Origin of the sequence: Pantoea sp. sgz302252, from assembly GCF_047713085.1 — a bacterium.
Classification (GTDB): Bacteria; Pseudomonadota; Gammaproteobacteria; order Enterobacterales; family Enterobacteriaceae; genus Scandinavium.
On sequence record NZ_JBLFJW010000040.1, the window covers coordinates 22,925 to 35,879 of the forward strand.

Annotated in this window: 11 protein-coding genes and 1 pseudogene; 8 read left to right on the top strand and 4 right to left on the bottom strand. The window is 53.0% G+C overall.

Annotation, left to right across the window (positions count from 1 at the left end):
* The first annotated feature begins 218 nt into the window (after positions 1-218).
* Positions 219-1,838, top strand: coding sequence for an L-aspartate oxidase (gene nadB, locus ACLW56_RS22395; protein ID WP_330985876.1), 1,620 nt, complete (start codon positions 219-221; stop codon positions 1,836-1,838).
* On the opposite strand, the gene trmN is transcribed toward nadB, so the two are convergent.
* On the bottom strand, positions 1,823-2,560 hold the full coding sequence (gene trmN, locus ACLW56_RS22400; RefSeq protein WP_330985888.1) for a tRNA(1)(Val) (adenine(37)-N(6))-methyltransferase TrmN: 738 nt from the start codon (positions 2,558-2,560) through the stop codon (positions 1,823-1,825). The genes nadB and trmN overlap by 16 nt on opposite strands.
* Positions 2,561-2,692: 132 nt before the next feature.
* Here trmN and srmB point away from each other — a divergent pair, with 132 nt between their 5' ends.
* A complete protein-coding gene (gene srmB / locus ACLW56_RS22405; protein WP_330985877.1) occupies positions 2,693-4,030 on the top strand; it encodes an ATP-dependent RNA helicase SrmB in 1,338 nt (445 codons plus the stop codon).
* Positions 4,031-4,079: 49 nt separating this feature from the next.
* Here the strand turns inward: srmB and grcA are convergent, their stop codons facing one another.
* Positions 4,080-4,463, bottom strand: coding sequence for an autonomous glycyl radical cofactor GrcA (gene grcA / locus ACLW56_RS22410; RefSeq protein ID WP_330985878.1), 384 nt, complete (start codon positions 4,461-4,463; stop codon positions 4,080-4,082).
* Positions 4,464-4,778: 315 nt separating this feature from the next.
* Between grcA and ung the strand changes: the two genes are divergently transcribed.
* Complete coding sequence (gene ung / locus ACLW56_RS22415) at positions 4,779-5,468, top strand: uracil-DNA glycosylase (RefSeq protein ID WP_330985879.1); 690 nt, start codon at positions 4,779-4,781, stop codon at positions 5,466-5,468.
* A 44-nt stretch (positions 5,469-5,512) separates the two neighbouring features.
* Here the strand turns inward: ung and ACLW56_RS22420 are convergent, their stop codons facing one another.
* Positions 5,513-6,601, bottom strand: a complete 1,089-nt coding sequence (locus ACLW56_RS22420; protein WP_330985880.1) for a tRNA/rRNA methyltransferase — start codon at positions 6,599-6,601, stop codon at positions 5,513-5,515.
* Positions 6,602-6,807: 206 nt separating this feature from the next.
* Here ACLW56_RS22420 and trxC point away from each other — a divergent pair, with 206 nt between their 5' ends.
* The 5 genes from trxC to ACLW56_RS22445 all read left to right on the top strand — a co-directional run bounded on the left by trxC (position 6,808) and on the right by ACLW56_RS22445 (position 12,532).
* Positions 6,808-7,233 carry a thioredoxin TrxC gene (trxC, locus tag ACLW56_RS22425; protein ID WP_330985881.1) on the top strand — a complete coding sequence of 142 codons (426 nt, stop codon included), beginning with the start codon at positions 6,808-6,810 and terminating at the stop codon, positions 7,231-7,233.
* 70 nt (positions 7,234-7,303) lie between these two features.
* Positions 7,304-8,002 (top strand): tRNA-uridine aminocarboxypropyltransferase, encoded by a 699-nt coding sequence (gene tapT / locus ACLW56_RS22430; RefSeq protein ID WP_330985882.1) that lies wholly within the window; start codon positions 7,304-7,306, stop codon positions 8,000-8,002.
* A 35-nt stretch (positions 8,003-8,037) separates the two neighbouring features.
* Complete coding sequence (locus tag ACLW56_RS22435) at positions 8,038-10,695, top strand: GNAT family N-acetyltransferase (protein WP_330985883.1); 2,658 nt, start codon at positions 8,038-8,040, stop codon at positions 10,693-10,695.
* 113 nt (positions 10,696-10,808) lie between these two features.
* Complete coding sequence (gene pssA / locus ACLW56_RS22440) at positions 10,809-12,164, top strand: CDP-diacylglycerol--serine O-phosphatidyltransferase (RefSeq protein ID WP_330985884.1); 1,356 nt, start codon at positions 10,809-10,811, stop codon at positions 12,162-12,164.
* 44 nt (positions 12,165-12,208) lie between these two features.
* Entirely contained in the window at positions 12,209-12,532 is a 324-nt protein-coding gene (locus ACLW56_RS22445; RefSeq protein WP_330985885.1) for a YfiM family lipoprotein, read from the top strand.
* Between the two features lie 5 nt (positions 12,533-12,537).
* Here ACLW56_RS22445 and ACLW56_RS22450 read toward each other — a convergent pair.
* Positions 12,538-12,698: pseudogene (locus tag ACLW56_RS22450) on the bottom strand (alpha-ketoglutarate transporter); the annotation flags it as partial.
* Between the last annotated feature and the right edge of the window lie 257 nt (positions 12,699-12,955).

Here is a 12,955-nt window from a genome sequence, read left to right on the forward strand (position 1 = left end):
ACGTCTGAAATCTCCCTGCAGAGTAACGTAACACAGCATAATTTTCATCATAAAATCTGACGCTAACGATCTGCTTCGCAAAACTTTTCCGCGATTTACAAAGCGCATGCCGCGCACGCCATGTTTAGTGGTTACAACCAAAGAGAAATAAAACGTGCTAAATCGCACAATCTGGTGCTACTCTCATCGCACCTTGTTTAGTAAATTAAACACACATCATGACTACGACACCCGATCTCTCCTGTGATGTACTGATCGTCGGTAGCGGCGCTGCCGGTCTCTCCCTCGCCCTGCGCCTTGCAGAGCACAGCTCCGTTATCGTACTGAGTAAGGGACCCATTTCAGAAGGTTCCACCTTTTATGCTCAAGGCGGCATTGCGGCCGTATTTGACGAAACCGACAGCATTGAATCCCACGTTGAAGATACGCTGATTGCTGGTGCAGGATTGTGCGATCGCCATGCGGTGTCATTCGTCGCCAGCAATGCCCGCCACTGCGTGCAGTGGCTTATCGACCAGGGCGTTCTGTTTGATACAGAAATTCAGGCCAATGGCTCGGAAAGTTATCATCTGACGCGAGAAGGCGGTCACAGCCATCGCCGCATTCTTCATGCTGCCGACGCTACAGGGAAAGAAGTTGAAACGACGCTGGTCAGCAAAGCGCTGAATCATCCGAATATTCGGGTGCTGGAACGTAGCAATGCGGTGGACTTGATCGTGTCCGATAAAATTGGTTTGCCCGGCACACGCCGTGTCGTTGGCGCATGGATCTGGAACCGTAATAAAGAAACCGTTGAAACCTGTGCGGCAAAATCCGTTGTTCTGGCAACGGGTGGCGCATCTAAGGTATATCAGTACACCACCAATCCGGATATTTCCTCCGGTGATGGTATTGCAATGGCCTGGCGTGCGGGCTGTCGGGTAGCCAATCTCGAATTTAATCAGTTTCACCCTACTGCGCTTTACCATCCTCAGGCTCGCAATTTTCTGCTTACCGAAGCTTTACGCGGTGAAGGCGCACATCTGAAACGCCCGGATGGTTCACGCTTTATGCCGGATTTCGATGCTCGCGAAGAACTTGCGCCTCGCGATATTGTGGCACGCGCTATCGATCATGAAATGAAACGGCTTGGCGCTGACTGCATGTACCTGGACATCAGCCATAAGCCAGAAGCGTTTGTTCGCCAGCACTTCCCAATGATCTACGAAAAACTGCTCGGGCTGGGCATCGATTTAACCAAAGAACCCGTGCCAATTGTTCCCGCGGCGCATTATACCTGCGGCGGTGTGATGGTGGATGACTTTGGTCGCACGGACGTTGACGGGCTGTATGCTATTGGCGAAGTCAGTTATACCGGCCTGCACGGCGCTAACCGGATGGCATCAAACTCTCTGCTTGAATGCCTGGTGTACGGCTGGTCTGCGGCAGAAGATATTAAGAAGCGCATGCCCTATGCCCGGCAGAGCAACGAGCTTCCGGCCTGGGATGAAAGCCGGGTGGAAAATCCCGACGAACTGGTAGTCATCCAACATAACTGGCATGAGCTGCGACTCTTTATGTGGGATTACGTGGGCATTGTGAGAACAACGAAGCGCCTGGAACGCGCGCTGCGCCGGATTACTTTGCTGCAGCAGGAACTGGATGAGTACTACGCTCGTTTCCGCGTGTCCAACAACCTGCTGGAACTGCGTAACTTAGTGCAGGTTGCTGAATTGATTGTTCGTTGTGCAATGATGCGCAAAGAGAGCCGGGGCCTGCACTATACACTTGATTATCCAGAGTTACTGGAGAACTCAGGCCCCTCAGTGATCTCACCCTTAACTCACATAAACAGATAAAACGCCTGGGTCAGCGCGGTATACCCCTCAGAGTATTGCTGCTCTGGCCCACGAATAATCAACCTGTCAGTGAAACATTCACCCGCACGCGGGGAGAATGCCAGCAGCACGCGATGTGGGGGGCGTAAGTCTGTTTCCGCCACATCCGTGCGTAAACGCAAATGCCATCCCATCGACAGCGCCTGTTCAGTAAAGGCATTACCGATGCTTTCAGGCAGCACCACGCAGAAAAAACCTTCTTCAGTAATGGCATCCGCCGCACAGCTCAACAATGTGCCATGATCAAGCGTGGTGGTGTACCGTGCCTGTTCCCGCTGCGGCGTCGCACACTCTACGCCCTGCTCATAATAAGGAGGGTTGCTGATAATCAGATCGTAACGGCTATTCTCTTGTGTGAGCCACTGCTGCACGTCCGCCGTATGAATCTTGATACGATGTGCCCAAGGGGACTCCGCTATATTTTCCACCGCCTGCGCTGCGGCGTCTGCATCCAGTTCGACGGCGTCAATCGTCACCTGATCGTCAGTGCGTTGTGCCAGCATCAGAGCCAGCAATCCGCTGCCAGCGCCAATATCCAGCACCCGATTCACTCTGGCAATCGGTGCCCAGGCGCCCAGCAAAATGCCGTCCGTACCCACTTTCATTGCACAACGATCGTGAGCAACAAAAAACTGTTTGAAGGTAAATCCATTGCGGCGAAGCACGGAACCCGACTGACTCATCATCAACAACCTTTCCTGAAATTTCCCTTGGGGGATGGGGTTATGCACAATACCCGAGAACAGATAGCCATACAAACAGATGAAGATTGCAGCCATAACGTCTATAATCAGCGCCCCACACAGAGGTAGATCATGACTGTAACGATTTTTTCCGAACTCGAACTCGACGAAAGCCTGCTGGACGCGCTCCAGGAGAAAGGCTTCACTCGCCCGACCGCCATTCAGGCTGCTGCCATTCCGCCTGCGCTCGAAGGCCGTGATGTGCTCGGTTCTGCGCCAACAGGCACCGGTAAAACGGCGGCGTATCTGCTGCCAGCGTTGCAGCACCTGCTCGACTTTCCGCGCAAGAAATCTGGCCCACCCCGTATTCTGATCCTGACGCCAACGCGTGAACTGGCGATGCAGGTGGCCGATCACGCCCGCGAACTGGCGAAAAATACGCATCTCGATATCGCTACCATTACCGGCGGTGTGGCTTATATGAACCACGCCGAGGTGTTTAGCGAAAACCAGGACATCGTGGTCGCGACCACCGGGCGTCTGCTGCAATACATCAAAGAAGAAAACTTTGACTGCCGCGCCGTCGAAACGCTGATTCTGGATGAAGCAGACCGCATGCTGGACATGGGCTTCGCTCAGGATATCGAAACCATCGCCGGCGAAACCCGCTGGCGCAAGCAGACGATGCTGTTCTCCGCAACGCTGGAAGGCGAAGCCATCAAGGATTTCTCCGAGCGCCTGTTAGAAGATCCGGTGGAAGTGTCTGCAACGCCCTCCACCCGCGAGCGCAAGAAAATCCACCAGTGGTATTACCGTGCCGATAACATCGAGCATAAAACTGCGCTGCTGATCCATCTGCTGCAGCAGGATGATGCTACCCGCTCCATCGTCTTCGTGCGTAAACGTGAGCGAGTGCATGAGCTGGCGGGCTGGCTGCGCGATAAAGGCATCAACAACTGCTATCTCGAGGGCGAGATGGTCCAGGTGAAACGTACCGAAGCGATTAAACGTCTGACCGATGGACGCGTTAATGTACTGGTTGCTACTGACGTTGCCGCACGCGGGATCGACATTCCTGACGTAAGCCACGTGTTCAACTTCGATATGCCACGCAGCGGCGACACCTATCTGCACCGTATCGGCCGTACCGGTCGCGCGGGTCAAAAAGGCACCGCGATTTCATTGGTCGAAGCCCATGACCATCTGCTGCTGCACAAAATTGGCCGCTACATTGAAGAACCGCTGAAAGCGCGTGTGATAGATGAGCTGCGTCCAACCACTCGTGTGCCGAGTGAGAAAAACAAAGGCAAACCGTCGAAGAAAGCGATGGTTAAACGCGAAGAGAAGAAGAAGGCTGAGCAGGAAAAACCACGAGTGAAGAAACGTCACCGCGATGCCAAAAATATTGGTAAGCGTCGTAAGCCAAGCGCTACGGCAACTGCAACAGAGCAGAAGCCAACTGAAGAGTAAAAAAAGCCGGGAAAATTTCCCGGCTTTTTTATTTCCCACCCCTGAGAAATTACAGACTTTCAGTGAAAGTACGGGCGATAACGTCGCGCTGCTGTTCTGGGGTCAGAGAGTTGAAACGTACGGCATAACCAGAAACACGAATAGTCAGCTGAGGATATTTTTCCGGGTTTTCTACCGCATCCATCAGCGTCTCACGACGCAGAACGTTTACGTTCAGGTGCTGACCACCTTCAACGCGGACTTCTGGCTGTACGTCGACTGGCACTTCACGGTACTCGATGTCGCCCAGGTTATTGACTGCCACAACCTGATCTTCAGTGAAACCGCCTTTTGCTACCAGGCAGCGTGCTTCGCCTTTCTCGCTGTCCAGCAGCCAGAAAGAGTTCAGCAGGTCGTCGTTTGCCGCTTTGGTAATCTGGATACCTTTAATCATTGTATGCCTCCTGGGCTAAATTATTCGTTTTCATCAGCCATACACTGGCCAATTGGTAAAACCATTGTTGCTTGAGTGTATATATATCAGTCGAACCACCAGCAAACCTTGATTTAAATCAATAAAAACCACAAACCAACCAAGGTGATGAACCAAACCTATTGATGCAAATCAATTTTAACGAGTCGGGAAGTACAAAAATCGTTGTAAATACTCAATTTTTTTTGATACCCCACATCGCGGCTGAAACGCAAAATTTTACGCTAAAGAAAGAAGTCGTTAAGCTAGGGCCAAGCACATTCGCAGGAGAGCGAGATGACCACTTCCTTAACCTGGCACGACGTCCTGGCCAACGAAAAAGAACAACCGTATTTTATGAATACTCTGGCAACTGTCGCCAGTGAGCGCCAATCCGGGATAACGATTTATCCCCCGCAGAAAGATGTCTTTAACGCTTTTCGCTTTACAGAACTAAGCGACGTGAAGGTCGTTATCCTCGGTCAGGATCCTTATCACGGGCCTGGTCAGGCGCATGGTCTGGCCTTTTCCGTGCAGCCAGGTATCGGCATTCCGCCCTCACTGCTGAATATGTACAAGGAGCTGGAGGAGACCATTTCCGGCTTTAAGCGTCCAACGCACGGTTATCTGGAAAGCTGGGCACGCCAGGGCGTGTTGCTGCTGAATACAGTGCTTACCGTGCGCGCCGGACAAGCGCATTCCCATGCAAGCCTGGGCTGGGAAACATTTACCGACAAGGTGATCGCGCTGATCAATGAACACTGCGAAGGTGTGGTGTTTTTGCTGTGGGGCTCTCATGCGCAAAAGAAAGGGGCTATTATCGACCGTCAACGCCATCGCGTGTTAAAAGCGCCGCATCCTTCTCCCCTCTCTGCACATCGTGGTTTTTTTGGTTCTAACCACTTTGTTCAGGCTAATGAATGGCTGGCCCAAAAAGGGGAACAGCCCATTGACTGGATGCCGGTCTTACCGGCGGAAAACGAATAAAAAAAATGCCAGCATCGCGCTGGCATTTTTATCGATAAGCCGACTCAGGCTTTGTTCTGACGCCACCATTCGGCCAGCAGAACACCTGTCGCAACGGAGACGTTCAGGCTTTCAACATTCCCCGTACCGTTGATAGCGACGCTCAGGTCCGCGCTGTCGAGTGCTGCATCAGACAGCCCATCGCGCTCCTGACCTAACACCAGCACCATTTTCTTCGGCAGCGTCGCTTTAAACAGAGGTGTGCCTTCGTGGCTGGACGTGGTGACAATCGCATAGCCCGCTTTGCGGAACTGGTCCAGCGCATCAATGACGCTGTCGCCAGTGATGGGTTTCACGTGCTCTGCGCCACCTTCAGCAGTACGGATTGCTGCGCCAGATTCCAGCACTGCGGCATCCTGCACTAATACACCTTTCACGCCAAAGTGCGCGCAGCTACGCATGATAGCGCCGAGGTTATGTGGGTTACCCACATCTTCCAGCGCCAGAACGCAATCTTCTTCACCCGCTTCGCTAACCCACTGCTGCACGCTGGTGCCGTTACGTTTCTTGATAAGGAAGCAAACGCCACCGTGGTGCTCAGTACCGGAAGCTTTTGCGAGCTCTGCTTCATCGACCACGTGATACGCTTTGCGGTTTGCCGCCATCCAGCGCAGGGCTTCTTTAAAGCGTGGAGTGACGCTCTGGATAAACCAGGCGCGTACGATGCAATCCGGGCGGCTCAGGAACAGGGCCTGACAGGCGTTCTCGCCGTAGACACGAGTTTCTTCCGCACGCTGACGGCGGATCACTTCTGGATCAACGAAGCTTTTGCCGCTGATCCCGCCGTGATCGGGTTTCTCTACTGCGTCATCACCCGGTGCACGGGAAACGGTACGCCATGGAGATTGTTCACGCGGCTGGCTGTCGCGGGAGGCATTATCACGGAAGCGGTCACCGCCGCGTGGTTTGCCATCACGAGATTTTCCATCGCGATTATCGCGCGCAGGACGACGACCACCTTCGGTACGGGACGGGCCGCTGCGACCTCCGCCTTTACCGGTGCGCGGGTTTGCCGTGCGTTTATCCGAGTCATCATCACTGCGGACATACATCACTTTGACCTTGCCGCTTTTGTTTTTCAGTTCGTCGTTCATCTTTATTCTCCACCTGCGCTGCGCGAAGCGCGAAGATTACCCGATGTGTCCGAGCTTCGCCATGATTTCATACCAAAGAGTGCGACTATTGTACCCATTGAATAAACCTGATTGTCCTTTAAAACAGACTTGTCGATAATATGTAACATTAAAGAAACATTCGGCCTTTCGGCCGTTGCATAAACCCGATTACCCAGAGGTTAGCTATGAATACCGTTTGTGCCAGTTGCCAGGCGCTTAACCGTATCCCCGACGATCGTATTAACGAAACAGCAAAATGTGGTCGCTGCGGTCACGACCTGTTTGATGGCGATGTGATCAATGCAACCGGCGAGACGCTGGATAAATTGTTGAAGGACGATTTACCCGTTGTCGTCGACTTCTGGGCCCCGTGGTGCGGCCCTTGCCGTAATTTCGCGCCTATCTTTGAAGATGTGGCGGAAGAGCGCAGCGGGAAAATGCGCTTTGTCAAAGTGAACACCGAAGCGGAACGTGAGCTTAGCGCGCGCTTTCGTATTCGCAGCATCCCGACCATTATGATTTTTCATAAAGGTCAGGTTGTCGATATGCTCAATGGTGCCGTTCCTAAAGCGCCATTCGATAGCTGGCTGAACGAGGCCACTCAGGCATAATCTCCTCGGGGCACGGCTTGTGCCCCGCTTTGCCCTCTGCGACAATAGCGTTTTTCCTGCATGATTTCCCATGACTGATAACGCCGTACTTCGTCTTCGTGCCGAACGTCTCACTCGCGCCACGCGCCCTTTTCTTGCTCGCGGCAACCGCATTCGTCGCTGCCAGCGCTGCCTGCTTCCGCTAAAACAATGTCTGTGTGACACACTCACGCCTTGTAGCGCACGCAGTCGTTTTTGTCTGGTGATGTTCGATACCGAGCCGATGAAGCCGAGTAATACCGGCCGCCTGATTGCCGATATATTACCGGACACCGAAGCGTTCCAGTGGTCGCGCACAGAGCCGCCTCAGGCGCTGCTGGAGCTGGTTAAGAACCCGGCTTATCAGCCGATGGTTGTCTTTCCCGCTTCCTATGCAGGCCATCAACGCGAAGTGATCGCCGCGCCGCCGTCAGGCAAGCCGCCACTCTTTATTATGCTGGATGGCACCTGGACTGAGGCGCGTAAAATGTTTCGCAAAAGCCCTTATCTGGATGCACTGCCGGTCATTTCCGTTGATTTATCCCGGGTCTCTCATTACCGCTTACGCGAAGTACATGCAGAAGGTCAGTATTGCACCGCCGAAGTCGCTATTGCGTTGTTGGATCTCGCCGATGACGTGCAAGCAGCAAGCGCTTTGGGCGACCATTTTCAACGCTTTCGCACCCGCTATCTTGCAGGAAAAACGCAGCATAAGGGAAACATCACAGTGCCCGAGGCAGAAAGCGTTTAAAATCATTCAGGAACGAATGTCCTGGAGAGAGTGCGATGAGCCAACGAGGGCTGGAAGCATTACTGAGACCCAAATCGATTGCGGTTATTGGCGCCTCGATGAAACCCCAGCGCGCCGGGTATTTGATGATGCGCAATTTATTGGCGGGCGGGTTTAGCGGCCCTGTGCTTCCCGTGACGCCAGCCTGGAAAGCGGTGCTTGGCGTGCTGGCGTGGCCAGAAGTTGACGCTCTGCCCTTCATGCCCGATCTCGCCATCATCTGTACCCATGCTAAACGGAATCTGGCGTTGCTCGAGGCCTTAGGCAAGAAAGGCTGCAAAACCTGCATTATTCTCTCTTCGCCTCCAGAGCAATCCACTGAACTTAAAGCCTGCGCCTCACGCTACCAGATGCGCCTGCTTGGCCCGAACAGCCTTGGGCTGCTGGCCCCGTGGCAAGGCCTGAATGCCAGTTTTTCCCCCGTTCCCATTCGGCGCGGCAAACTGGCGTTTATCTCCCAATCCGCAGCGGTGTCTAACACCATTCTCGACTGGGCGCAGCAGCGTGAAATGGGGTTCTCTTACTTCATCGCACTGGGCGACAGCCTTGATATCGACGTAGACGATCTGCTCGATTTTCTTGCCCGTGATACGAAGACCAGCGCCATTCTGCTGTATCTCGAACATCTTAGTGATGCGAGGCGCTTTGTCTCGGCAGCCCGTAGCGCGTCGCGTAATAAACCGATTCTGGTTATCAAAAGCGGCCGTAGTCCGGCGGCACAGCGGCTACTGCATGTTAATTCCGGAATGGACCCGGCATGGGATGCAGCCATTCAGCGTGCAGGCCTGCTGCGGGTACAGGATACCCACGAATTGTTTTCTGCTGTAGAAACGCTCAGCCATATGCGCCCTTTACGCGGTGAACGGTTGATGATTATGAGTAACGGTGCTGCACCTGCGGCACTGGCTCTTGATGAACTCTGGCTGCGGAACGGTAAACTGGCGACACTGAGTGAGGAAACGCTTTCTGCTTTGCGGGCCGCCTTACCTGCCAGTGTCGAGGCCGCGAATCCGCTCGATTTGCGCGATGATGCCAGCAGCCAGCATTATCAAAAGGCGCTTAACCTTCTGCTTGATAGCCAGGACTACGACGCCCTGCTGGTCATTCATTCGCCCAGCGCCGCAGCTCCCGGGACTGAAAGCGCTCAGGCGTTGATTGAGACGCTGAACCAACACCCACGTGGCAAATATGTCACCGTGCTGACCAACTGGTGCGGCGAATACTCCTCGCAGGAAGCTCGCCGTTTATTCAGTGACGCCGGGCTCCCTACCTATCGCACACCTGAAGGCACCATTACGGCATTTATGCATATGGTGGAATACCGCCGCAATCAAAAGCAATTGCGTGAAACACCCGTGCTGCCAGACCTGCTTACTGCCAACACAGCTGAAGCACACACGCTGCTCCAACAAGCGATTAAAGAAGGTGCGACCTCGCTGGATACTCATGAGGTTCGACCTATTTTACAAGCTTACGGCCTGCAAACGTTGCCGACCTGGATTGCAGCGGATAGCGCTGAAGCCGTGCATATCGCCGAGCAGATAGGTTATCCCGTTGCGCTGAAACTGCGCTCGCCAGACATTCCACATAAGTCCGAAGTTCAGGGCGTGATGCTTTACTTGCGCACAGCGGCAGAAGTTCAGCAAGCTGCGGATGCGATTTTCGATCGTGTCAAAATGGCGTGGCCGCAAGCCAGAGTCCATGGCCTTCTGGTACAAAGCATGGCTAACCGCGCCGGGGCACAGGAATTACGCGTCGTGGTAGAACACGATCCGTTGTTCGGCCCTCTGATTATGTTGGGTGAAGGCGGTGTGGAGTGGCGGGCGGAAGATCAGGCCGCCGTTGCATTGCCGCCTTTGAACATGAACCTTGCCCGCTATTTGGTTATCCAGGCGATCAAGAGTAAAAAGATTCGCGGCCGCAGTGCGCTGCGACCTCTCGATATCGCCGGATTGAGTCATTTGCTGGTGCAAGTCTCTAACCTGATTGTCGACTGTCCGGAAATCCAGCGGCTGGATATTCACCCTCTTCTGGCCTCCGCTGGCGATTTTACTGCTCTGGATGTCACGCTCGACATTGCCGCCTTTGACGGCGACAGCGAAAGTCGACTGGCTATTCGCCCTTATCCACAGCAATTTGAAGAATGGGTAGTCATGAAAAATGGCGAACGCTGCTTGTTTCGCCCTATCCTCCCGGAAGATGAGCCGCTGCTTCAACAGTTTATTTCCAGAGTCACTAAGGAAGACCTTTACTACCGCTACTTCAGTGAAATCAATGAATTTACTCACGACGATTTAGCCAACATGACGCAAATCGACTACGATCGAGAGATGGCTTTTGTTGCTGTTCACACCACGCCAGAGCAAACAGAAATACTTGGAGTGACGCGAGCGATTTCCGATCCTGACAATATTGATGCCGAGTTTGCCGTACTGGTGCGCTCAGATTTAAAAGGGCTAGGACTTGGGCGGCGATTGCTGGAGAAGCTCATCAATTACACGCGAGAACACGGTCTACAGCGTCTGAATGGCATCACCATGCCAAATAATCAGGGAATGATTGCGCTGGCCCGGAAGCTGGGTTTTGACGTTGATATCCAGCTTGAAGATGGCATTGTGGGATTGACGCTAAAGCTCACGCCTTCGTCATCGTAACTAAGCTGCTGGAAATGTTGACCACTTTAGCCTGCACTGATGGTATTATTGCTCGCTTCTGTCGTCTGCATGGTACAGAGACCCTTGATTAATCAGAGAAGAAACGCACTGTGATGTTGTCAAAATTTAAGCGCAACAAGCATCAACAACACCTTGCTCAACTACCTAAGCTTTCTCAGTCAGTTGATGATGTCGAGTTCTTTTACACTCCCGCTGATTTTCGGGAAGCGCTCCTGGCAAAGATAGCCAGCGCTACGCGCCGTATCTGCATTGTTGCCCTGTATCTGGAACAAGATGACGGGGGTAAAGGCATTCTGGACGCCATCTATGCGGCAAAACGTGCTCGCCCGGAACTGGATGCTCGCATTCTTGTCGACTGGCATCGCGCCCAGCGTGGCCGTATTGGTGCAGCCGCCTCGAATACCAACGCCGACTGGTACTGCCGTATGGCGCAGGAAAACCCAGACATTCACATTCCGGTCTACGGTGTTCCCGTTAATACACGTGAAGCCCTCGGCGTGCTGCATTTCAAAGGCTTTATCATCGACGATAGCGTGCTCTATAGCGGTGCTAGTCTGAACGACGTCTATCTGCATCAGCATGATAAGTATCGCTATGACCGTTATCAGTGCATCCGCAATGCCAGCATGGCCGATATCATGTTCGACTGGGTGGATCAAAATCTGGTTCACGGTCGTGGGGTGAATCGTCTCGATAACGATGGACGCCCAAAAAGCCCGGAAATCAAAAATGATATCCGCCTTTATCGCCAGGAATTACGCGATACCGGTTATCACTTCCAGGGCAATGCGGACAACGATCAGCTTTCGGTAACACCGCTGGTCGGGCTTGGAAAATCGAGCATGCTAAACAAAACGATTTTCCATCTGATGCCCTGCGCGGAGCACAAGCTGACTATCTGCACCCCCTATTTCAACCTGCCTGCAGTGCTGGTGCGCAATATCATTCACCTGCTGCGTCAGGGCAAAAAGGTGGAGATCATCGTCGGTGATAAAACCGCTAACGACTTCTACATTCCGGAAGATCAGCCGTTTAAAATCATCGGAGCTTTGCCCTATCTTTATGAAATCAATCTGCGTCGCTTCCTCAGCCGCCTGCAATACTATGTGAACACCGATCAACTGGTCGTGCGGTTGTGGAAAGATGAAGACAACAGCTATCACCTGAAAGGCATGTGGGTGGACGATGAGTGGATGCTGCTGACCGGCAACAACCTCAATCCACGAGCCTGGCGCCTGGATCTGGAGAATGCGATCCTTATTCATGACCCTAAGCAGCAACTGGCTGCCGCTCGTGAAAAAGAGCTCGCGCTGATCCGTACTCATACCACGGTGGTTAATCACTACCGTGACCTGCAAAGCATTGCCGATTACCCGGTGAAAGTGCGAAAGCTGATCCGCCGTTTACGTCGTATTCGTATCGACAGGCTTATCAGCCGCATTCTGTAATCATCAGGCCCCGCAATGTCGGGGCTTTTTTACAGAGGCTAACTATGCGGACTCTCCTTCTGTGCTCTTCATTTTTGCTTTGTGGCTGCAGTCATATGGCCAACGATGCCTGGACAGGCCAGGACAAAGCTCAGCACTTTATGGCCTCGGCGATACTTTCCGCAGCCGGAAATGAATATGCTCAACATCAGGGAAACAGTCAGGACCGCAGTGCCGTTTATGGTTTGATGTTTTCCGTGAGTCTGGGGGCAGGAAAAGAACTGTGGGACAGCCGCCCATCGGGGAGCGGCTGGAGCTGGAAAGATTTCGCATGGGATGTTGCTGGAGCCACAACTGGCTATGCAGTGTGGCAAATGGCCCATCAATAGCGCTACAGACGCAGACCTAATGCACGTACTTGCGCCGGAAACATCTCGGTTTTCAGTATCCCGCTGATCGAAGTGTAAAAACTGGCAATCAACAGTGCGCACATTACCAGTGCGAATGCAGCAGCACGGTAAACAATACTGCCAGCCCACCAAAACAAAGCAGCGTTCACCGACAAACACCAGATAACAAAAAAACCCCATGCTTTCGCATGAGGTTTTCTTGTTTATTTGATGCCTGGCAGTTTATGAGTCACTTTGTGACTCACCCTTCGGGCTGTTGCTTTGCAACATTCAAAAGCATTCGCTTTTGTCCTACTCTCATCGAGTAGTGAACTGCCCCGAAGGCTGTTCAGGTTTTTCAATTTGATGCCTGGCAGTTCCCTACTCTCACATGGGGAGACCCCACACTACCATCGGCGCTAC